General features: G+C 59.9%; 20 protein-coding genes. 15 read left to right on the top strand and 5 right to left on the bottom strand.

The annotated features are described in order from the left end of the window. Window positions 1–122: 122 nt before the first annotated feature. The 3 genes from ACP0KA_RS20105 to ACP0KA_RS20115 all read right to left on the bottom strand — a co-directional run bounded on the left by ACP0KA_RS20105 (window position 123) and on the right by ACP0KA_RS20115 (window position 2,999). Window positions 123–1,442 carry a DUF2254 domain-containing protein gene (locus ACP0KA_RS20105; protein ID WP_424630487.1) on the bottom strand — a complete coding sequence of 440 codons (1,320 nt, stop codon included), beginning with the start codon at window positions 1,440–1,442 and terminating at the stop codon, window positions 123–125. A 181-nt stretch (window positions 1,443–1,623) separates the two neighbouring features. Continuing rightward, window positions 1,624–1,887 carry a hypothetical protein gene (locus tag ACP0KA_RS20110; protein ID WP_424630488.1) on the bottom strand — a complete coding sequence of 88 codons (264 nt, stop codon included), beginning with the start codon at window positions 1,885–1,887 and terminating at the stop codon, window positions 1,624–1,626. A 164-nt stretch (window positions 1,888–2,051) separates the two neighbouring features. Then, window positions 2,052–2,999, bottom strand: coding sequence for an alpha/beta fold hydrolase (locus ACP0KA_RS20115; RefSeq protein WP_424630489.1), 948 nt, complete (start codon window positions 2,997–2,999; stop codon window positions 2,052–2,054). A gap of 275 nt (window positions 3,000–3,274) precedes the next feature. On the opposite strand from ACP0KA_RS20115, the gene ACP0KA_RS20120 reads away from it, so the two are divergent. From ACP0KA_RS20120 to ACP0KA_RS20145, 6 genes are all read left to right on the top strand, one after another. Continuing rightward, window positions 3,275–4,069 carry a class II aldolase/adducin family protein gene (locus ACP0KA_RS20120; protein WP_424630490.1) on the top strand — a complete coding sequence of 265 codons (795 nt, stop codon included), beginning with the start codon at window positions 3,275–3,277 and terminating at the stop codon, window positions 4,067–4,069. 154 nt (window positions 4,070–4,223) lie between these two features. After that, window positions 4,224–4,613, top strand: a complete 390-nt coding sequence (locus tag ACP0KA_RS20125) for an MAPEG family protein (protein WP_424630491.1) — start codon at window positions 4,224–4,226, stop codon at window positions 4,611–4,613. Window positions 4,614–5,145: 532 nt separating this feature from the next. After that, window positions 5,146–6,606, top strand: a complete 1,461-nt coding sequence (locus tag ACP0KA_RS20130) for an acetamidase/formamidase family protein (protein ID WP_424630492.1) — start codon at window positions 5,146–5,148, stop codon at window positions 6,604–6,606. 70 nt (window positions 6,607–6,676) lie between these two features. After that, entirely contained in the window at window positions 6,677–7,597 is a 921-nt protein-coding gene (locus ACP0KA_RS20135; RefSeq protein ID WP_424630493.1) for a metal ABC transporter substrate-binding protein, read from the top strand. Beyond that, window positions 7,594–8,853, top strand: a complete 1,260-nt coding sequence (locus tag ACP0KA_RS20140) for a metal ABC transporter permease (RefSeq protein WP_424630494.1) — start codon at window positions 7,594–7,596, stop codon at window positions 8,851–8,853. The genes ACP0KA_RS20135 and ACP0KA_RS20140 overlap by 4 nt, the downstream gene beginning before the upstream one ends. A 115-nt stretch (window positions 8,854–8,968) precedes the next feature. Then, entirely contained in the window at window positions 8,969–9,679 is a 711-nt protein-coding gene (locus tag ACP0KA_RS20145; protein ID WP_424630495.1) for an SDR family NAD(P)-dependent oxidoreductase, read from the top strand. 273 nt (window positions 9,680–9,952) lie between these two features. Here ACP0KA_RS20145 and ACP0KA_RS20150 read toward each other — a convergent pair whose 3' ends face one another. After that, window positions 9,953–10,957 carry an AI-2E family transporter gene (locus tag ACP0KA_RS20150; protein WP_424630496.1) on the bottom strand — a complete coding sequence of 335 codons (1,005 nt, stop codon included), beginning with the start codon at window positions 10,955–10,957 and terminating at the stop codon, window positions 9,953–9,955. 226 nt (window positions 10,958–11,183) lie between these two features. On the opposite strand from ACP0KA_RS20150, the gene ACP0KA_RS20155 reads away from it, so the two are divergent. Beyond that, window positions 11,184–12,014 carry an LssY C-terminal domain-containing protein gene (locus ACP0KA_RS20155; RefSeq protein WP_424630497.1) on the top strand — a complete coding sequence of 277 codons (831 nt, stop codon included), beginning with the start codon at window positions 11,184–11,186 and terminating at the stop codon, window positions 12,012–12,014. Between the two features lie 355 nt (window positions 12,015–12,369). Here the strand turns inward: ACP0KA_RS20155 and ACP0KA_RS20160 are convergent, their stop codons facing one another. Continuing rightward, a complete protein-coding gene (locus tag ACP0KA_RS20160) occupies window positions 12,370–13,272 on the bottom strand; it encodes a VOC family protein (RefSeq protein WP_424630498.1) in 903 nt (300 codons plus the stop codon). Between the two features lie 478 nt (window positions 13,273–13,750). Here ACP0KA_RS20160 and ACP0KA_RS20165 point away from each other — a divergent pair, with 478 nt between their 5' ends. The 8 genes from ACP0KA_RS20165 to ACP0KA_RS20200 all read left to right on the top strand — a co-directional run bounded on the left by ACP0KA_RS20165 (window position 13,751) and on the right by ACP0KA_RS20200 (window position 22,241). Then, the gene (locus ACP0KA_RS20165) at window positions 13,751–13,930 is read left to right on the top strand and encodes a hypothetical protein (protein ID WP_424630499.1); all 180 of its coding nucleotides are present in this window, start codon (window positions 13,751–13,753) and stop codon (window positions 13,928–13,930) included. A 233-nt stretch (window positions 13,931–14,163) separates the two neighbouring features. Further along, complete coding sequence (locus tag ACP0KA_RS20170) at window positions 14,164–16,410, top strand: TOMM precursor leader peptide-binding protein (protein ID WP_424630500.1); 2,247 nt, start codon at window positions 14,164–14,166, stop codon at window positions 16,408–16,410. Window positions 16,411–16,504: 94 nt separating this feature from the next. Continuing rightward, window positions 16,505–17,929: a SagB/ThcOx family dehydrogenase gene (locus ACP0KA_RS20175; RefSeq protein ID WP_424631670.1), complete on the top strand. Its 1,425-nt coding sequence runs from the start codon at window positions 16,505–16,507 to the stop codon at window positions 17,927–17,929. A 224-nt stretch (window positions 17,930–18,153) separates the two neighbouring features. Next, window positions 18,154–18,774 (top strand): ParB-like protein, encoded by a 621-nt coding sequence (locus tag ACP0KA_RS20180; protein WP_424630501.1) that lies wholly within the window; start codon window positions 18,154–18,156, stop codon window positions 18,772–18,774. A gap of 112 nt (window positions 18,775–18,886) precedes the next feature. Continuing rightward, on the top strand, window positions 18,887–19,696 hold the full coding sequence (locus ACP0KA_RS20185; RefSeq protein WP_424630502.1) for an MIP/aquaporin family protein: 810 nt from the start codon (window positions 18,887–18,889) through the stop codon (window positions 19,694–19,696). A 48-nt stretch (window positions 19,697–19,744) separates the two neighbouring features. Beyond that, a complete protein-coding gene (locus ACP0KA_RS20190; protein ID WP_424630503.1) occupies window positions 19,745–20,245 on the top strand; it encodes an ion channel in 501 nt (166 codons plus the stop codon). A gap of 149 nt (window positions 20,246–20,394) precedes the next feature. Further along, window positions 20,395–21,468, top strand: coding sequence for a PAS domain-containing sensor histidine kinase (locus ACP0KA_RS20195; protein ID WP_424630504.1), 1,074 nt, complete (start codon window positions 20,395–20,397; stop codon window positions 21,466–21,468). A gap of 152 nt (window positions 21,469–21,620) precedes the next feature. Beyond that, window positions 21,621–22,241: a response regulator gene (locus tag ACP0KA_RS20200; RefSeq protein WP_424630505.1), complete on the top strand. Its 621-nt coding sequence runs from the start codon at window positions 21,621–21,623 to the stop codon at window positions 22,239–22,241. Window positions 22,242–22,313: the final 72 nt, after the last annotated feature.

Here is a 22,313-nt window from a genome sequence, read left to right on the forward strand (position 1 = left end):
ATGTCCGTTTAGGATCAAAAGCCGCATCGCCAAAGGTCACCACTGTGGACCGACGAGTAACGGCGCGGGCCTGCGGCGGTTGACCTAGATCAAAGGCCTATTTCAAATTGGATTACCGGCACTCAAACCGACTGAGAATGAACGTGCTTTGCGCCGGAAGCCCCGCCCAATCCTTGCGTGTCACCGACAAGCGCGAGAGCGCGATCTTCTCCGTAAATGAACAATCGATCGACTTCACGGTCGAGCAGTGTCAGTTGCTCCAGCAGAGCGGGATGACGGTGCTTCGACAATGTTTCGATCAGGTTCTCAATCATCGCTCGCAATCGTCGCGCAATTTGGATGTTTTGCACCCCGCAAAGGCGGATTTCGGTCAACGCCAGTTCAACGAAATTCTCCCAGTTGGGTGTTCGACAGATAACCCGCAACTCACCTGTCGCGGCTAACACTTCATCCGTATGCAGGTTGCGATTTCCGACGCTGCGAAGGAGGCGGGCAAGCTGGTCGATCGCAATCACAGCGGTTGTCGGATCATTGATCGCAGGTGACAACGCCTTGAGGGCAATATCAATCACGATACGGAATGCAAAGGTCGGATCTTGCGCGAGCGTTCGTTCGGGTCCGAATGCGAGAGTCAATTTCAGCTCGGATTCGTCGAGCGACGTGGCACCGTCATACAGCCTGAAGAGCGGTTCGCTGGTCGCAACAAAATCGCCAAGCTGAGGCACGAGTTCGATGATGCCGTGCGATTGTTCAGCGAGCGACATGAGGTCCTTCAGATGAACTGCCAGAATGATCTCGGATTTTCCCGAGTGTTGAACAACACGGCCTGGCGGGCCAAGCGCCTTAAGCGATCTGGCAGTCTCACTCCCATTCAGGTTCGGATCAGGATAGACGCTCCGTATCACCCTAAGCCCCGCTTCTCCCACACGCCCGATGATGCTGATCGGCCGAAGGAGCCTTGACGCATAATCGATAAGAAAGAGGAATGCTGCGAAGCAGAGGACGCCGAGGCAGGCGGCGATAAATTCGACCAGTTGAAAAGCGGTTGTCTGAATTCTGTTGAGCGCGCTGATCGCGAACAGCAATGTGAAAATGAAAAGACCAGTGGTGTACCTGACGACATTGTCGCGCACCAAGATTGTCGCGATGATGCGCGGCGTCATCTGGCCGCTTGCGATCTGGAGCGCGACAAGCAGCGATCCAAACGTAAAAACAACAAAGCTGAGCGTCGCTGTTATGATCGCGTTCAGCATCCCCTGGGCACCGGAGACGCCGAGGTCGAGGAATGTCCAGCCAAGCCAGCTATCGAGACGATGGAGTATTCGGGTTGCCGCAAGCTCGATCGGGATAGCAATGAACGGAATCAACCATAGCGACGATCTCACGTAATCCCTGAGATGAAACAGGTGTTTCCAGCCCATCTGTCCTGCCTGCAGCAGCACTCAATCTCTATTCGGCTAATGTGATGTTCTACGCAATGCCTATCCGATCCATGAAGTCGTGACGTTCTCGCAGAGCGTCTCACACGTTCTCGCGACCGGTCGCCGCCGCTTAAACAATGTAGTGGGTCAGGAGCTTAGCTTGGCTCGTGCCTCTGAGGCTCGTGACCCGCAAACAAGCTCTCTACCGCCGCACGCCAACGCGATTAACGCCGCCATTTAAGTTGCCTCCGGCGTTATGACGGACGGCAGCACGTGCCACCGGCCGCGGCCGCAGCACGACGCCGGCCCTTGCGACGCAACCGGCCGGATAGCCAACGTATGTGCAGTACACGACTGCCGAAGCCGGTTCCGGGCTGAGAGTGACACCCGCAAGCCCCAACAGAGCGCTGGCTGCAATCCCTGTCAGTGTCACCGACTTGATTGAGAGATATTTGCTCCGATGCATGATGATCCTCCTCATCGCGCTTGCGAACTGAAGCAGGCGGGAGCCGCCTCAGTGCGGTCACCATAACGAGTGCGCCAGGGCGTAGTGACGTTGACGTAGATCAATGGGCGCGACGGCAAGGCCCGGTCGCCCAGTATCGGGCCATGCGACCCAGTGTCCGCGTTTCAATGCTTGCTGAGAAACGTAAGCACAGCTTCCCCGTAGGCATCCGGCTTCTCGGCGGGGACGGTATGCGAACTTCCGCTGATGATGATCGTCTCGCCGCTCGGCAGGCAGATCTTCAATTGATCGACAATGCGATAAAAGAACGCCGGGCTCCGCTCGCCATTGGACAGCAGCGTCGGAACAGCAATGGCCCTGGCCATCTCGCAGGTGAAGACCGGCCGCGGCCGCGTCGTCGTTGCATCGGCCTGGAAGGACGCCACGTTGTCCATGTTCATTTTCTTGTCTGCATCCGAGCGGCGATCATATGCGCCGGGTCCACTCACGGCATCGACGAAAAGCGGAATGGCGGCTTTGGTGTCGCCATTCTTCAGTGCTTCTCTCGCCGGCGCCATGTTCGCGGCCCAGGCTTTCAGCAAATCCGCGTGGTCCGGATTGCCGGCCAACAGGCCTGCGGCGGTCGGTTCATTCAGCGCGAGGCTGACGATCAGGTCCGGGTTCTTCGCGGCGAAGAACAGCGCGGCGTGAGCGCCGGCCGAATGAGCCACGAGCCGCACTTTAGACAGCCCAAGCGCGCGCACGAATGCAGCGAGGTCGTCACCGTGCAGGTCGGCGGCGCCATCGGGCATGCCATCCACACCGATGACGTTTGGAAAGTTGTTGCGGCGGCTATAGGCGATGGCGCGATAGCGCTCGGCGAATTTCGGAAGGTACGCGTCCCACATCCGATAATCCTGCAGGGCGCCGTGAACGAAAATCACCGCTTCGCCCTGGCCGGCTTCGATGTAGGCGAATTCGGCGCCGTTTGCCGAGATCCGCTTGACGTCGTTCGGCTTGACGTCATTCGCGTTGGCCATCGTGCCGGTCATGGAGTTCATGGCGTTGCCGATGACGAGTATACTGAACGCTCGCAGCAGACTGCGATGTATCATGCCGGTGTTCACGCCCATCACACGCTCCTTTTCATGCAAGCTGCAAGGAAATCCCCCGGTGGCATGCGGAGGAAAGCACAATTTGACGGCGAGATGCGTCAGGAGCTTTGACATGACATCGCGCGGCACAACGCCGCGTCGACGAACGGTTGGGCCGGCGTTGGGACCACCTCGGCAAGCCAATTCGCGGTGTCAACGTCGCCGTGGATTGAACGGCCGAGGAGGGGCGTTGACCGCTTGCCCATGAGGAGGGCGGTCACTAACCTGCAGTCAAATCATCAAGGGAGAAAGCTATGAATGCCGCCGTCAGTGCACCGGCCGTGAAGGTCATTCGATCGGTCCAGGAACAGGTCAGCCCTGAAGAATGGCAGTCGCGCGTCAATCTGGCGGCCTGTTACCGTCTGACCGCGATGTATGGCATGACCGAGCTGATCGCCAACCATATCTCATGCCGCGTGCCGGGCACGGACAACGAGTTTCTCATTAATCCGTATGGTCTGCTTTACGAGGAGATCGACGCCTCGAGCCTCGTCAAGATCGATGTCGACGGCAACGTCCTGTTCAACGCATCCGACTACGGCGTGAATGCTGCCGGGTTCGTTATTCACAGTGCGATCCACATGGCGCGCCATGACGTCGATTGCGTTGCGCATACCCACACCGTCGCCGGAATGGCGGTTTCGGCGATGGAATGCGGATTGCTACCGGTCGCACAGACCTGCATGCGTTTCCTTCACGTTGCCTATCACGATTTCGAAGGCATCGCGGACAATCCCGAAGAGCGCAAGCGACTCGTCGCTCATCTTGGTGATCACGAAGCGATGGTGTTGCGCAATCACGGGCTGCTCGTGGTCGGCAAGACCATTGCCGCGGCATTCAACGTTCTGTTTCGGATGGAGCGGGCTTGCCAGGTGCAGGTGGCAGCCCTGTCCTGCAACACCAGGCTGATCACGCCTCCGCAAGAGGTCTTGCAGCACACTTACGATCGCATGAAGCCGCGCGACAACGTACCGGGTCTCAGTGGTGAACTGGCCTGGCCCGCACTTCTCCGCAAGCTCGACCGGGCTGATCCGTCCTATCGGAATTGATGGAGGCATGAGCAGCCATCCCCGATGGCTGCTCATGACGGAACGCGGACATTGAACAGCCGAATTTTCGCTGGCCGCTTTGGTCGTCGTCACACGTTGGCTTCGGCTGGTTACATGCTATCGTGCCCGCGTAGCAATTGGCGCCACAAAAGCGATGACGCTCGAACTCAAGATGCTCGCCCTTAGCATCGGGCTTGGACTGATCCAAATCGTACTCGCCTCGCATGCTTCGAGCAGGCAACGCGGCTACGTTTGGACGGCAAGTGCTCGAGGCGAGCCCGTTCCGCCATTAACCGGAGTGGCAGGCCGACTGGAGAGGGCGCTCCACAATTTCGTCGAGACGTTTCCGTTGTTTGCCGCAGCTGTCCTCATGGCACACGTTGCAGCGAAGCACAGCTGGATGACTGAGTGGGGTGTTCAGCTCTATTTTTGGGGGCGAGTGACCTATCTTGCTTTGTACGCCGCAGGAATATTTCTTCTGCGCTCCCTTGTCTGGAACGTCGCAACGCTCGGTATCGTCCTCCTCCTGTTATCGCTGATTTGAATCTCAACACGACCGTCGAAATTTCGGGCTTGCTTAGGTTCCATTGTCTCCTAGGCGCCCCGAAATGCCTATGTTTGCTTCCCGGCCTGTTGCACCACACGTCGTCGAAAGAACTTGCTCTGCTCGCTTCCCGCGTCAAACCTGGTGCTCGCAGATGCGGGAGACACCAACAGCAGCGACGCCAGCCCGGACATCAACACGATGAAACGTTTGCCCATGACCCTGGAAAACCTTTCGACGAGAAATTGATGCAATCCGATAAGCGAAGGTACAAGAGCTTATCAGTCCTGAACCGTTAGTTACCGGCGCGACGCGGAGGTTCAATCCGAAAATGGACGCGATTGAGCTGATGGCTTTTTAAAAGCCCGGCAACGTCCGGTTTGTCGTTCGGCACGGATCAGACGCGACGTCCGACTTCTGATTTCCTTCCGACGTTGCTGCGGTGCTCGATTGTCAAGCCAAGCCAAGTTGGCCTAGGCTCCCTCAGGGCCATTCGGGACTAAAAAGAGTTGGCCTGTCAGGGGAGGAAAGCATGCCGTTAGGAGTGTTGCTGTCTCGCTTCTCGTTGGGTGCCGCCCCTGGCGGCAGGCTTAAAGTCAGGCTTAAATTCAGTCTTGGTGTCGGCGGCGCATTGATTATCAGTTCGCTCGCGCTCGCACAAACCACACCCGCACCTACAGCCGCGCCGGCTTCTGCCGCGCCGCAATATCCGCCGACTGCGACCATCACCACGCCCGGCTATCCGGCGCAAGCCCCCTCCGATCCGAAGTTGCGCGTGCTCAATCTGCAAGGCGGCAAGACCGTGCATGTGCTGCCGGCCACGCTCGAAACCACCCAATGGGGCTGGTTCGATAATTCCCAGCCGCCGGTGCTGCGGGTCAAGTCCGGCGATACCATCGCGCTTGAGACGATGATGCACAGCCACAATCAGGTGGTGCCGGGCGCGACCATCGAGCAGATCAAGAAGCTGCGCACCGACTTCCCCGGCCGCGGTCCGCACACGCTCACCGGGCCGATCTACATCGAGGAGGCGCAGCCGGGCGACGTGCTGAAGGTGACGCTGAACAGGATCGTGCCGCGCGCCTATGCGACGAACTTCAACGTGCCGGGGCTGTTCGGGCAATTCCCGACCGTCTTCGCCGACGGTCAGGTCAAATATCTCTATCTCGACCTCGACAAGATGCAGACCGAATTCCTGCCCGGCATCGTGTTACCGCTGCGTCCGTTCCCGGGCACGCTCGGCGTCGCGCGCAAGGAGCCCGGCCGCTATTCAAGCGTGCCGCCCGGTGAGTTCGCCGGCAACATGGATATCCGCGACTTCGTTGCGGGCACATCGCTCTATGTGCCGGTGTTCGTGCCGGGCGCGTTGCTGTGGACCGGCGACTCCCACGCCGGCCAGGGCAATGGCGAAGTCAATCTCACCGCGATCGAGACGGCTTATAAAGAGCTCAACCTCACGGTCGAGGTCATCAAGGGCAAGCCGCTCGACTTCCCGCGCATCGAGACCAAGAAATCCTGGATCACGATGGGATTTGACCAGGACCTGAACAAGGCGTGGGCGCAGACCAAGGCGCAAACGATCAAGTTTCTGGCCGAGCAGCGCAAGATCACGCCCGAACAGGCGGAAAAGCTGATGGCCAGCGTGTCCGATTGCCGCGTCTCCCAGGTCGTCAACATCAAGAAAGGCACCCACTGCCTGAATCCGAAGAACGCGAGCGACAAGGAAGATATGGAGCGTCCGACCAAGGAGACGTCGAAATATTACGTCTCGCACGCCAAGGACGCCGACCTGAACAAGGCGATGAACGACGCCTCCATGGGCATGATCAAGTTGCTCGAGAACGAGAAGAAGATCGCACGGTTAGATGCCTATGGTCTCGCCAGCGTGGCGATGGATTGCCGCGTCGGCACCGTCTCGGACACGGAGAAGAATGTCCACTGCCTGATGCCGAAGAGCATTTGGGTTGCGGACAGGCGTGCTGACAAGCGTTGATGGCAAACGGGGAAGCGCCGCCGTGCTTCCCCGTTTGATCGCACTTTCCTCGTTTTGAAAAAGGTTGGCGTTGCGTTTCGCTCTCATCGCCGCGTGGCTCGCGTGTGCAACGCTTTCGGTTGGTGCGACGTCTGGATTTGCGCAGGAGCGCATCCAGGTCGTCACCACCACGACGGATCTGCGCAGCATCACAGAGGCCGTGGGCGGGGAGCGCGTCGCGGTGGTCAGCCTCGTGCCGCCGAACATGGACGCCGAGGACTATCAGCCGAAACCGCAGGATGTGCTGCGGCTGAAGAACGCAAGCATGCTGGTGCGTGTTGGGCTCGACTATGACCTGTGGGCGGATCGCCTGCTCATACAGGCGGCCAAGCCCGAGATCAGCCGCGGTGGGGCAGGCTATGTTGATGCCTCATTCGGAATTGCGGTGCTTGAGCTGCGCGGGATGAGCGTCGGCTCCGGCGACGGCCATGCCCATGGCAGCGGCAATCCGCATTACTGGCTCGATCCCAAGAACGCGGAGATCATCACGGGCACGATCCTGGAAGTGTTGGCACGGATCGACCCGGCGGGTGCGGCAAGTTACGAGGCCAATCGCACGGCCTTTCTCGCGCGGCTGCAGGCCAAATTGACGGAGTGGGAGGCGAAGCTCGCACCGCTGAAGGGGATGCCGATCGTCGCCTACCACAACAACTGGCCGTATTTCGCGCGCCGTTTCCGGCTCGACTTCGTCGACTTCATCGAAACCAAGCCCGGCGTGCCACCAAGCCCCGCGCATCTCGCTGCCATCGTGCGCACCATGCAGGCGCGCAACGTTCGCATTGTCGTGCGTGAGCCGCACGAGCCGGAGCGTGACATCCAATTCGTTGCGGGGAAAGCCGCAGCGCAGGTGGTGGTGCTGGCCGCTTCCGTCGGTGCATTGCCGCGCGCGGCCGATTACATCTCGCTGTTCGACGTCAACGTCGAAGCGCTGACAGTGGCGGCATCGCAATGAGCGAGACCCTCGGCTTCCTGTGGCCGCCGTTTCTGGTGGCGGTGTGTCTGGTCGGCATTCACACCTATTTCGGCATCCAGGTGCTGGCGCGCAAAGTCATCTTCGTCGATCTGGCGCTGGCGCAGATCGCAGCACTCGGCGCGACGGTGGCGTTCATGCTCGGCCATCCGGCGCAAAGCCCCGCGACCTACTTCTATTCGCTCGCGTTCACTTTGTTGGCGGCGGTGCTGCTCGCCTTGACCCGGACATGGGGGGCGCGGGTGCCGCAGGAGGCGCTGATCGGCGTTATCTATGTGGTCGCGGCAGCGGCCGCGATCCTGCTGATTGACCGCGCACCGCAGGGCGCCGAGCATCTCAAGCAGATTCTCACCGGCAACATCCTGACCAGCGGACTGGGCGAGGTCGCCATCATCGTTCCGCTCTATGCTGCGATCGGTTTGATGCAATGGCTGTTGCGCAGCCGTCTGAGCGGGGGCGGATCGCTCATCTGGGAGTTCGTGTTCTACGCGAGTTTCGGCGTGGTGGTGACGAGCTCGGTCGCGATTGCCGGCGTGTTGCTGGTGTTTTCATTTCTCATCATTCCCGCCACCATCGGCGTGATGTTTGCGTCATCGGTCGGACGGCAACTCGCGATCGGCTGGATTGCGGGCATCGCCACCAGCGCCGCCGGGCTTGCGGCCTCGTTCGCCTTCGATCTGCCGACCGGCGCCGCCATGGTCTGTGCCTTTGGCGTGGCGCTCGCGGTCGCGGGGATGCTTTACCCGTTTCTGCGCGGCGATCGCCGCAACGCGTTCCGCGTCACGCTCGCAACCGTGCGCTGGGGGGCTGCCGCAATCTTTGCTGCGTCGGCCCTGCAGATCGCAATAGCGCCACGGGCCGATCAGCCGCTTCTCGACATGGCCGAGGTTGCGCTGCCGTCGCTGCGCGCGCTGTACTTGACGCGCACAGAGCAAGCGACCTTCACCGAGGCCGGCCAATACGCAGAGCGCTATCGTCGGGAGGCGGAGCAGCTCAACGAGCGGGAACGGCGCAACCGCACCGTGGGCGAAGCACTCGATGATGCGGCCGTCGCGCGGATCTCTTCGTTTTTGAAATCCTATGGCGAAATGCGCAAGGGCGAACAATTCGTCATGAACGAAGTGCGGGCGAGGGCGCGCGAACGGACCCGGTGGGGCATCAGTCTCGTCTTGCTCGCGTTCGCTGCGTTGCTGGCGCCGCTGCCTTGGCAACGGCTGGGGGCGAGGCAAGCGCGCTGAGGAAGTCTTTGGTTCACCTCCGGCGGACTTCAATCAGCGCTGCTATGCATCAGGCTGGATTGCGATCCGGCGACTGTTAGACTTGATAAGCCATAGATGATCAGCGGAGGCGATGATGAAAACAGCAATCGTGATTGGGGTGGGGCCGGAGCGCGGGCTTGGTGCGCAGCTATGTCAACGATTTGCGAACGATGGCCTCAAGGTTGTCATCGCTGGACGAACGCAGGCAAACATTGAGGCTGTCGCCGCAAGCATTACGCGAAGTGGCGGTCAGGCCGTCCCCGTGGTGACTGATGCGACCAGTGAAAGCGATATCGTCAAGCTGTTCGATGCCGCCGGTCCCGATCTGAACCTCGCGATCTACAACGCGGGCAACAACACGCCGGGAAAGATCGTCGATATGGAGGCCGGCTATTTCGAGCAGAGCTGGCGGGTCGCTTGCTTCGGCGGCTTTCTGTTCGGCAGGGAGGCGCTCCGCCGGATGCTGCCGAAGAAGGCGGGCACAATTCTCTTCACAGGCGCCAGTGCTTCGCTGCGAGGCAGGCCGAACTATGGCGCGTTCAATTCGGCGAAGGCGGGGTTGCGAACCCTGGCGCAGGCGATGGCGAAGGAATACGCCGAGGAGGGAATTCATGTTGGACACGTCGTCGTCGACGGCGCGATCGCTGGAGACAAGATCTTGAAACGCTTTCCCGACGCGGCCAGCCGGGAAGAGAGCCTGATCAGGATCGAAGCGATCGTCAGCGCCTTTGCGTTCCTCTATAGCCAGCCGTCCCGGGGATGGTCATTTGAACTCGATGTTCGGACGTCGCGGGAAAAATGGTGAGAGCGAACCGGCGCTCACGCTTAGCGCTTCGGCTGATCCTTATGCGTGGCGTTCGCTTTGGGAAGCATCATCCTGCCGCGTGACGCAGTGTGCCATCCTACATGGCTGACCAACTGACTTCTGGAGAGGCGAGGCGTTCGCCGCGGAGCAACTCGGCTGGCAATCAGTCCATCTTCTTGTCGGAAGGCGTCAATCTCACCGCATCTGTCACAGTTGCCTTCGGGATGGCCGTATAAAGGGAGCTTTCGTAATATCGTTGGAACGCGAAGCGCGTCAGCACGCGATGGCGGATGCAAGCGGCACAGCAATGAGGAGGCCGACGAATCCGAACAGGTAGCCGAATGCGAACAGCGCAAACATGATCCAGATCGGATGCAGGTTGACGCGCCGGCCGACGAAATAGGGCGACAGCAAATAATCCGACAGCATCTGGCCGATGAAGAAGATCGCGGGGACGATCCAGATGACAGCCCAATGCGGCCAGAACTGTGCAATCGCAACGCACATCGATATGACGAGCCCGCTGAGCGAGCCGAGATACGGCACGAAACTGATCAGTCCTGCCGCGATGCCAATCACGAGCCCATGCTTGAGCCCAAGCAAGGACAGCGTTGTCGCGTAGAATCCCGCAAGGATCAGGCAAAGCGTGCCCTGACCGATCGCAAAGCCGCGGATCGTGTCGTCGATGTCGCGGACAACAGCCCGGACGGTCTCGCGTTGCGCCGGCGGTATCCAGTTGTCGATAACCGCCACCATCTTCTTCCAATCATAAATGAGATAGCAGGCAATGATCGGGGTCACCACGAGAAGGGAGAACGCCGAGATCAGCGCCCGGCCTCCGGTCCAAATCGAATGCACAAAATCGCGGAACCAGGCTGTCGCCAACGTGGTAAGTTCGCCTATCGACTGCTCGGCGGAGGCGAGGCCTTCTCCGACAAGCTTGCTCAGCCATGGCCGATTTGAATCGGTGGCGAGCTCCTGCACCCTTTTGATGTAGAGAGGGAAATGATCGATGAAACGGGCGACCTCATCGACGAGGGCCGGGGCGATCAGAATGACAAGCGCGACCACACCGACAACGAACGCCCCGACGATGGTGAGCGTCGCGATGAGGCGATTCATTCCGAGCCGTTCCAGCCGGGTGGCGAGAGGATCAAGGAGATACGCCAGGAGTATACCCGCGACGAAAGGCAGCAGGACTTCACGCAACAGAACCACGGCGACGACGAACGCCGCCAATACCGCAATCCAGAATGCGACGGGCCGAGTGACGTTCATGGTTCAAGCTTACATCAAGCCGACCGCCGGGATATCCCGCAAACGTGTATGATCGGCGGTCGGACGTCTTTCGACCGGTCCGGCAGGGAGAGTATGGTTCGGCGGAGAAGTATTACTTTGTCAGTGATTTGCCTAATGACTTGCACGGTGACTTGCACATAGATGGCGACGGTCAATTGTCGCATCGCGATGAGGCCGCCGCGTACCTGCTTAAGGTGCCGAGATCATGCGTTTGCTTAGGCGTTTTTTGCAGCGGATGGTGATTTTTGGACTGGGCATCTTTTGTGTCTGGTTGATTGTCTTTGTCGTCTTTGAAACGGCGGACCATAGGCTACCTTGGATCCTGGCCGTGGCCGTCACCTATGGAATTGCTGCGTATGTGATTTTGCCTCGCGCCGTGCGCATGGGCTTGAAGATTCTCAAACACAAACGTGTGCCGAGTTACACGATTACGGGCGACGGATTGCCCGGCGACCCCGTGAATATTGCGCTCATAGGCACGCTGCAGCAGCTTCGCGCGGCCTTTGCAGCGCTCGGCTGGTCAGAGGCAGATCAGCTCGATTTTGCCAGCTCATGGGGCATGGTGCGTGCCTTCGTATTCAACTCTCCATATCCCAGCGCCCCGTTCAGCACCCTCTATCTTTTCGGACGCGGCCAGGACATCGGCTTTCAAAAGGCCATCGATAACAGCCCGCGAAAGCGCCATCACATCCGGTTCTGGGCGCTGAGCCCAACGCGTGCCCAAGACACCTGGGGAGCGGCAGATTTTTGGCAGACGTCCCAACGCCCGCCGGACAGTGAACGCGCGCTGTGGGTCGGAGCCGGCACGCGGGACACCGGCTTGTCGTTCACGCGCATGACTTTTCAGATCACCCACGCGACGGATGCCGATACGAATGCCGAGCGCGATTATATTGTCGGTGAGCTGAGGAGAGATCGATCTATCGAGGCGGAGCAAGTGTATCAGGCCGGGCAAGGTCTCCTCACCGAACACGTCAACCACTACATCACTGATGGCGAGGTGATGTTGGCGATCCTGGTGGTCAAGGGCGATTGACGCCGAGGTCAGATTTTGCCGTCGGTCTTCGTCTGGGCCGCTATCGACCTCAATGGGAGCTGAGCCATGACATGCACCAAGCGATCATCCGCCGCCATCTGTGTACTCATAACGGCGTCTCTTTCCTTGAGTGTTGGAAGCCTTAATGCGCGCGATGCCGATCGTGCGTCTGAAACGCTCGTGCGCGCTCAGACCGCTAAACAGCAATGCCTGAACAGCTGTCGTGCTCGCTATCGTACCTGTCTTCGTTTGAACCAGCGGCCATCGCTTGAGTGCCGGGGCGTCTACCAGGACTGCACGCAATACACGTGTACTGGTTCAGGACCGGGATGAATGCGCCGGCGCGCGCGCTTGCTTAGCGCTTCGGTTTAATGTTCGGCTTATCGTTCGGCTCGGACTTTGCTTTGGGCAGCATCATCCTGCCGCGTGACGCAACGTTCCCCCATTTGGCGGACCAAGTGACTTCAGAAGAGGAGGGACGCTCAATGCCGGCCTGCCCGGGACCCTGCAGCGCAAACAGCGCGCCTTGGGGATCGGCACATCGCACGATCCAACAACCGTCAGGCAATTCGATCGGACCCTGGAGGACATGGCCTCCGCCAGCATTGACGCGCTCGGCGGCCGCGCCGATATCGTCGACATTGAAGTAATAAAGCCAACAGGGCTGGGGGACGCTCGGAAGCTTGGTGAGCATGCCGCCGATCGTTTGCCCTTCGACCGAGAACAATTGATACAAGTCTGCTGGATCGGTTTCACTGTTGGCCTTCTGCCAGCCAAAAAGCTTGGCGTAAAAATCAAAAACCCTGTTGCGGTCTTCCGCCAGCAACTCGTGCCAGCCCACACACGCAGGCGCATCCAGCCCGCCGGCTTGCCGCTGGCCATAGGTCAGGCCACTGATGAGCGCAAACGTCGCCTTTTGCGGATCGGCGACGACTGAAACGCGGCCAATATTTGTGTCCGTTGGCGTCAGCAGGATCGCGCCGCCAAGACGCCTGATCTGTGTGGCCGTCGCATCCATGTCATCGACGGCGACGTAGCCGACCCATCTCGGCGTTGCTCCCGACCGCAGCCCTTCTTCCGGCAACTTCATCAGCCCGCCGACCGTAACGTCGCCTGCCGTCAACACCGTATAGGCCAGTTCCGGGGTCGAGGCGTCCTTCACGTCCCAGCCAACGACCTTGCGATAAAAGGCGCCTGCTGCCGCGAGGTCGGTGGTCAGGAGCTCATACCAGGCGAAGTGTCCAATCTGATCGACCACGCGAATTCTCCAGCACCTATTGCATTGCACGTGGCGGGTTCGGATCATCGACGCGATGGGCGACGTTGTGGTGCTGAATCTCGTTCATAAAGATGAACAATTTCAGCGCGCGTGCGGCACCACATTTTCGTGTATGCGAGATTCTTGCCTGCCTCATTTTGTGAGCGTAGGATTGTCCCCACGGAGATCCTTCTTACAACACTGGAGGATGCGACCATGCCGCGGGTGAAGCAAGCTTCGAAAAAGAAGCGCGTAACCAAAGCCGCCGTACCGGCGTTAGGCGCCGCCGGACTGACTTTTTCAATAGCAGGAAGCGCATTGGCGTCAGCTGTGCCGACGGGCGACGTTCAGCAGAGGCCAAATTTCGTGCCGAATTTTGTACCTGGCATGATGGCCACGCTTGGCGAAGAAGAGCTTACCGACGTCAGCCTCGCCACCTTCCATCTCTTCGACAACGAAAATTTCGATAGCGACTGGAATGGCGTGCAGCTCGCCCAGCGCGGATGCCGTGGGTGTCGCGGATGTGGTGGCGCGCGCGGCTGCGGTGGCTTCCGCGGATGCGGCGGGTGTCGGGGTTGCGGTGGTTGCCGCGGCTGCAGATCTTGCCGATGCGGCATCGGTATCGGATGCGGCGGGTGCGGAGTTGGCTTGGGCTTAGGATGGGGTTTGGGCGTCGGGTGCGCAGGTTGCTGTGCATCGTGGGGCAGCTGCCGTTGGTGCTAGTGTCCTGAGGCCGACGTTCGCCGCGCTTCCAGTCGCGCTCTCTGATTGTGTCTCGCGACGCCACGATTTCATTGGCCGGGCTGGTGATCAACCCGGCCACTTACTTTGTTGTTTTCGTTGCGGCGTTCGATTTGAAATGACAGGCAACAAAATCCGCGTGTTGACCCGATGACAGCCAATCGCAAGACGCGCGTTGCGAGCAAGACCCGCAAAGACGTTTTGCGGTTCGCGCCGAACTTCACTGCCTATGTCCTTCCGCCAGACGTGGTCTGTCTCTATTCCGAGAACCGCAAATTCTTCCTGCACGGCGAGCTCTATTGCGCGATTGCGACTGCAATCGGAAAAAATGGGAAGACTGCGCCGGAGATCGTTCGCCAGCTGTCGAAGAGCTTTCCCTCGGGCAAGATCGAGGAAGCGATCACGCGGCTGCTGGAGCGCCGATACGTCGTGACAGGTGCATCGCGCGCCTCAGTGGGCGCCGTCGCTGGATATTGGGCAAGCCTGGGCCTGCCTCCCGAGGTCGCCGAGCAAAATCTCCGCGATTGCCCGGTGCGGGTCGAGGCGATCGATGTCAAAGGCGCCAAAGAACTGACCGCGGCGCTGAGCCAACTCGGCGTTCAGATCGCCAAGCGTTCGCCCAAGCTCACGGTCACCCTGGTGAACGACTATCTCGACCGGCGGCTCGCCGAGATAAATCAGGGTCGCGTCGTCGATAAGACATCTTGGTTGCTGGTGCAGCCATCCGGCGTGTTTCCGCTGGTGGGACCCATTTTCAAGCCCGGCGAAAGCGCCTGCTGGACGTGTCTGTTCGATCGCATGATCCGCAATCGGGAGATCAAGGGATTTCTCGACCGCGGAGGAGCCCAGGCGGTCGCCGTCTCGCCCCTGGTCAACGACAGCGTTGGACAGACCTCCGTCCATTTCGCCGCCATCGAAATTGCAAAAGCGATCGCCACCGGCTTTCGCACCGATCTGCGCGACCACATTGCAAGTTTCGACCTGACCGGCGCGGTCATCGGCAAGCACTACGTCGCGAAACGTCCGCAATGTCCCACCTGCGGCAGCAGGAAGCTGCAGAGTCCGCGCCGCGCGGCAACGCCGGTCGAGATTGCCGAGGGCAGGGAACTGATCATGACCAGCGGCGGATACCGCACCGTGACGTCCCGTGCGACGGTCGCGCGCTTCCGCAAACATGTTAGCCCGTTGACCGGCGTGGTCTCGCGGCTGGAGCGGATCGAGGCCGATCTGCCGATGAACACCAATTTCTTCGCGCATCACAATTTCTCTGCGCCGGCCTGGAATGTCGATCAGCTGAGGTCTGGCCTCAGCGGCGGCAGCTTCGGCAAGGGCGCCACAGCGGAGCAGGGTGAGGCCAGCGCGCTGATGGAGGCGATCGAACGCTACTCGGGCATTTTCCAGGGTGACGAGGTCAGGATGGAGCGCCGCTTCACCGATTTCGAACCCGGCGACGCTTATCTCGCCAATGACGTTCAGCTGTTCAGCGAAACGCAGTTTCAAAACAGGAATGCCCCGCAAGCAGAGGATTCACATCCGGTTCCTGAGCCGCTCGATCCCTCGACCAAAATCGAGTGGTCGCCGGTCTGGTCGCTGCGCGACAAGCGTTTCAAATATTGTCCGACCGGCCTGCTGTACTTTTTCTATGGCCACTCGCCCACGGATTCCAACGGTTGCGCGGCCGGCAATACCCGCGAGGAAGCCATCGTTCAAGGTTTCCTCGAACTGGTCGAACGCGATGCCTATGCGATCTGGTGGTACAACCGCCTGCAGCGTGCCGAACTCGACCTCACACAATTCGACGATCCCTACGTGCGGGATTTCCAGAGCCAGTTTGCCGAGGCCGGACGCAGGCTCTGGGTGCTCGACGTCACCAGCGATCTCGGCATTCCCACGTACGTCGCGATCATGCACTGGATGCAGAATGGACACGAGAACATCGAGTTCGGATCTGGTGCGCATTTCGATCGCCGCATCGCGCTGATGCGTTCGCTCACCGAGCTCACGCAATTCATGTCGATCGGCATGATGGGCGGCGCCAGCGGCGAAAAGCCGACGCTGGACGGCGTCAATCCGCTGCGGTTGGAAGACTATCCGTTCCTCGTTCCAAGCCAGACACCGATCGTGCCACCGGCGCCCAGCTTGAAGGTTCACAACAACACGCGCGATCAAGTCAATGCCTGCGTCGAGATTGCGACCCACGCGGGTCATGATTTCCTCGTGCTCGACCAGACGCGGCCAGACGTCGAAGTCCCCGTCGTCCGCGTGCTCGTTCCGGGTTTGCGGCATTTCTATCGCCGCTTTGCGCCGGGCCGGCTTTACGATGTGCCGGTGAGGCTCGGACTGCTGGATCGTCCGCGGCTGGAAAGCGAACTCACGCCGTTCCTTCCCCACACCTGAGGGCTGCTCCTTCGTGCGCACGTCCCGGAAAAAGCGACCCGCGAAGATTGCGCCCATCATCGCCGCCCGATTGAACCGTCATTCCTCGCTTCAGATGCAGGGGGACGGACATATCGCCGCGTCTTCGGGCCACACGTCGCTCGGTCACTATTCAGTCAGTCTTGGACGGTTGAGCCGCGCCGCGGTGGAGCGCGTGCAACATCTGGCCAACGGCCTGCCGCTCGCGTCCTTTGCGGGCAAGAGCGCCGTCGCCAGGGAAGTCGACGCCCTGGTGCATCGACTAGCTCAGCAGGGGCTTCTCGAATACCGGCTCTTCGCTGCGCAGGACGAGCAGGATGTCGTGGTCATCGAGCCCCAGGTCGCCGAATATTGGCCGCGCCGCGCCAAGCTTGGTAGCCGCGATACCGTCGTGTTGTCGCGATTCGCCTATCTGCGCCGGCGCGGCAACGAGATGGTGCTGGAATCGCCGCGTGCCGGCGCGCTGTTCCGGATCTGCGATCCCGCCATCGCCGCCACGCTTGCGACGCTGTCGCGGCCTCACAAAGTCAGCGAGCTTCGACACGCATCCTCCGTCAACCTCGCGCTGCTTGAGCTGCTCGCGGATTGCCAGATCCTGCTCAAGCTCAATGCACAGGATGGCGATGGCCTTCGGGTGCATGAAGGCGACGGCCATCTCGTGCTTTGGGATTTCCACGATCTCGTGTTTCACACACGGAGCACCGAGGGCCGGCAATCCAACCCCATTGGCGGCGCCTACATGTATGCCGATGCGGTTCCACCGCTGCCGGTGGTGCGTCCGCGATGGTCGGGCAAGACAATCGATCTGCGTAAGTTCTCCACCTCAGAGTCGCACTCCCCCCTCGCAACGCTGTTGCGCGAACGGCATTCCATCCGCGATTTCGACGACCGGCATCCGATCACGCTCGCCGAACTCGCGCAGTTTCTCGACACCGCAGCCCGCGTGCTGTCGGAATGGAAGAGCGGCGATAACTTCGAAGGCCATCCTGAGACCACCTACAGCACAAGACCCTATCCGGCGGCGGGCAGCGCCTACGAACTGGAACTGTATCTGGCAGTCTCGAACTGCGAGGGGCTTCCACGCGGACTTTATCATTATGACGCGGGCGGCCACGCGCTGACGGCGATCGAGATCTCCGCACAGCAACAAGATCAACAACAAAAACACCTCGTGGCGCTCTCAGCTGCCGCCCAGTTCGCCATGGACGCACCCGGTCCGCCGCAGGTGCTGATCACCATCGCTGCGCGCTTTGGGCGGATCTCCTGGAAATACTCTTCAATCGCGTATTCGCTGATCCTGAAGGATGTCGGCTGCTTGATCCAGACATTCTATTTGACGGCGACCGATATGGACCTCGGCGGCTGTGCCATCGGCACCGGCAACATCGATCTCTTCGCAAAAATGACGGGACTCGAATTTCATGTCGAGGGTCCGGTCGGTCAATTCGCGCTCGGACGCGGCAAGAAAGGCGAGCCCAAACTAGAGCACGTTGCGGTTTGACCCAGCTCGCGTATGGACTCGGGTGCGGTACGATGGCGTGAACTCGGTCAGCAACCCTGACCAACCCGAAGCCGTGAAAATCTGCTACTTTGGAATGCGGGCGCTTCATTCTCGACGGTCTGAGGAAGGGAGTCGTCCTGGGGCGAAGCCTGTTCGTTGCTGATGAGGCGAACGGCGTCTTCTCCTGTAAGCGGACATGAGACTAGTGATCAAGGAGGTCGCAGATGTCGGTTCGCGAACCCATTCTCAAGCCCGTTGCGATTGCAGACCTGCGCCCAACCCAGATGACGGTCGGCATTCGGGAGGTCAAGGAGAAGCGCAAGCGCTGGCATGACGAGAGCAAAAGCAAAGGAGCCGAGTTTCTAGGCAAGCATATGATCCCGGTCGTGCTTGGCCCGGAGGACCGCCACTACGTTATCGATCATCACCACTTGGCGCGGGCGCTGCACGACGAAGGCGTCGAAGATGTACTGGTCACCGTGGTGAAAAACCTCAGGACGCTGGAGCCCGACTCGTTCTGGTTCGTCCTGGACAATTGCAGTTTGGTGCATCCTTACGACGACGAGGGCCGCCTGCGTCCTTACAAGGATTTACCGAAGACCGTAGCCAAGCTTGTTGACGATCCGTTCCGCTCGTTGGCGGGCGAACTGCGACGCGCCGGCGGATACGCCAAGGACACGGAGCCGTTCAGCGAATTCCTGTGGGCCGATTTTTTGCGTCGACGGGTCAAGCGCAAAACCGTTGAGACTCACTTCGAGTACGCCCTCGAGCAAGCTCTGGAATTAGCGAAAAACGATGAGGCAAACTACTTGCCCGGCTGGTGTGGTCCCGTCCTGGACGATTGAAGGCATGCCCGTCAGCGCGAGAAACGCGCAAGCGGACCGCGGACCAGACGAGCCGTGCTGGCCCGGTGAGAGGCTAACGGACGGCAGCATCGATGAGAGGAAAGAACAGCTCATGGCGCATGCAGAGGTCGAAGTAACGCTAAGCCGTCTGGATCGCGAACTCGTCGCGTCGCTGAACGATTTCCGCGATCCGAGCCAAGAGTGGCGCCGCCTCTTCTCGGAGCTGCTCGGAACGTTCTTCCTCGTCCTCGTGGCCGCCGGTGGCGGCATGATGGGGCAGGCGTTTCCCGGCACGATCAGCCGTGCCGCTGCGGTTGTCGCACCCGGTCTGATGGTGATGGCGATCATCCTCTTCATGGGCAAGGTGTCTGGCGCTCATCTCAATCCAGCGGTCAGTATCGCGTTTTCGTTGCGTGGTGACTTCCCATGGGAACGCGTGCCGGGATACATCGTCGTTCAGTTGATCGGTGCAACGCTCGCGGCACTGTTCCTGCACGCGGTGATCAACGTGTCGGCCAGCTACGGGTCGAACTATCCCGCGCCGGGATACTCCGCGTCTGCTGCGTTCCTCATGGAGGCCGTGCTGACCCTCGGTCTCGTCAGTGTCATTCTCGGCACAGCGTCCGGAGCCCAGAACATCGGGATACTCGGCTCGATCGGCGTCGGCGCGTACATTGCGCTCGCCGGGCTGTGGGGGAGCCCTATCTCGGGAGCGTCGATGAACCCCGCGCGCACGTTCGGTCCGAACTTGGTCGCGGCCGACTTCACGAGCTACTGGGTGTATGTCGCGGGCCCACTCGTGGGGGCGGTTCTCGCAGTGTGTGGAGCATGGGTGCTCCGCGGTGCCGGCGGCGGCCGCGCAGGCTCAGGTGCGGCACAGGGCGATCTCTACACCGAGATCGAGCACCCCGATAAGGCTTGAAGCGCTGGAAAATCAGGTTGTGTTGCCGTAAGGGGACTAAATAACCGCATGCCTGATCTTTCGTCACTCCTTGCCAAAATTCCAGATGATATAAAACCTTTGGCCGCGCTTGGCATCGGCGCAGTCATGCTGGTTTTTTTCGTGATGTTCCATGGTGCCGGTCTCCACCTTATTCTCGTGTTGCTTAAGCGGCGCGAACGACGGCTTCGTCTGGAACGGCCCCATCTGGTCGCGGCATTTCTCTTGTTCGGTTGGTCCGTCTTCCTCCTGCTCACACTGCATATCGCTGAGTTTATGATGTGGGCGTATACCCTCATGTACCTAGGTTTGATTGCGCGCGGTTACGACGCGATCTATTTTTGTGCGAACGCCTACACCACGCTCGGTTACGGAAGTGTCGACCTTGAACCGCATTGGCGGCTTATCAGCCCTATCATCGGCATTTCGGGACTGTTCAACTTTGCTTGGACCACCAGCGCACTGATCGATTTGGTGTCATCGCAGAAGCAACTCATCGATCGACTGGAAGACGAGCGCGAACGGAAATAAATCTGCGTTCCGCCCGCAGAAGCCAGCAGCTCGCTTTCGCAAGCATCCTCGCGACTTGTTGCTGGCATGGAATAACTCCCGTTCCTTTTTGCTAGCCGCCATGGCAACGGCTGTGGACGAGGCGACCGCGCTGAGGGATGATGCCTTTCATGAGAGATCATAAACAGCAGCAGCAGCGAGCGCTCCTCGACAATATTCCTGATATGGCGTGGCTGAAGGACCGGGAGTCGCGTTATCTCGCGGTCAACTCCGCCTATCTCGAAATCATTGGCCTGGATGAAAGCGTGGTTGTTGGCAAAGTGCCGCATGATATCTGGCCGGCCGAATTGGCCGACATTTATATGCAGACCGACCGCGCGGTGATCAAAAGCGGCCGGCGCCGGAAATACGAGGAAAGCCGGTCCGACCCCACCGGCAATGTTCTGTGGTTCGAAACGATCAAGTCGCCCATTCGTGACGACGAGGGCCACATCATCGGAACGGTCGGGATTTCGCGCGACATCACCGAGCGCAAGGCCGCCGCAGACGAACTGATCCATTCACGCGCGCAATTACGCGAGCTTTCGTCGTTTCTGCAGTCGGTACGTGAGGAGGAGAGGGCGCGCATTTCCCGTGAATTGCATGATGAACTCGGTCAGACGCTGACCGCGATGAAAATAGAACTGATCTGGCTGCGCGAGCACCGGGAATCGACGGACTTCATCCGGGGCCGCGTCGATCGGCTGGTTTCGATTGTCGATCGCTCGGTGACGGATCTGCGGCGGATCGCCGTCAATCTGCGCCCGATGATCCTTGATGAGCTTGGCCTAGTGTCGGCGATGAAGTGGCTGACGCAGAATTCCGCGGAACTTGGGGGGCTGGATACATCGCTGTCGTTCGACCGGGAAGATATCCGTTATGACAGCGAGGTCAGCACCGCCGCTTTTCGGATCGTGCAGGAGGCCTTGACCAACGTCATGCGGCATGGCGCTGCGACGCGCGCCAGTGTTGCGGCGCGGCATGAGAATAGTGAGTTGCAGATCGAGATCAAGGACAATGGCCGGGGCATCGATCAGAATGCATCGCAACAAAACAAGCTTGGTCTTGTCGGGATGCGAGAGAGGGCGCACGTGCTCGGAGGATCTGTGGAGATCAGCCCCAATCCTGAAGGCGGAACCATCGTTGCCGTGCGTTTGCCATTGATCGATCGAGATTCACCGGACAAACTAGTACCGCCGATTTGAAGTCCCTGCATCACTCTCGGAAAACGCGCGACAGGGACTTCAAGTCGAAAGCGGTACTAGAATCATAGTTTTGCTAGTACCCTTTGCTTTCCGAAGTTCGCAAAGCGGGTGCTGCGACGTGTTACGAACTTCGGAAAGCGGGTACTAGGCCAATGATCCGGCTCCTTGTTGCTGACGACCACGCCATTTTCCGGGAAGGCCTCAAGCAGATTCTTTCCGGGCATGAAGATTTGCAGATCGTGGGTGAGGCGACCAATGGTCAGCAGCTTCTCGATCTTCTTGCCGTGTCGCCGTGCGATATCGTGCTCTTGGATCTGTCGATGCCGGGTCGCAGCGGTATTGGCCTGTTGGCCGATGTCGTCGCGCAACTCGGCGAGGGCCGCCTCATCGTGCTGAGCATGCATGACGAGCATCAGTATGTGGTCGAGTCGCTCAAGGCCGGTGCGGCCGGCTATGTGACGAAAAGCAGCGCCAGCCAGCAGCTCATTCAGGCGATCCGAAAGGTTGCCAACCATGAAATGTTCATCAGTGCCACGGCCCAGCACGCTTTGGCGCAAGCAGTGTCGGCGGACGCGCCGCATGAGCGATTGACGCCGCGCGAACGCGAAATTTATGACCTGCTGGTCCAGGGCCGCAAGATTTCCGACATCGCCCGCAAGCTCGATCTCAGCATCAAGACCGTCAGCACGCACAAGACCAACATCTTGCAGAAGTTCGAGGCTGCGACTGTGGTCGATCTTGTGCATTACGCGTTGCGTCGCGGTCTGCACTAACTCGTCTGGGGCGCGGACTCATGAAGCGCGTAGAGGACCAACGTCCTCTCAATTCTGAACGGCGGCGCGGAG

Source organism: Bradyrhizobium sp. SYSU BS000235 (assembly GCF_049747295.1).
In the GTDB taxonomy this organism is placed as follows: domain Bacteria; phylum Pseudomonadota; class Alphaproteobacteria; order Rhizobiales; family Xanthobacteraceae; genus Afipia.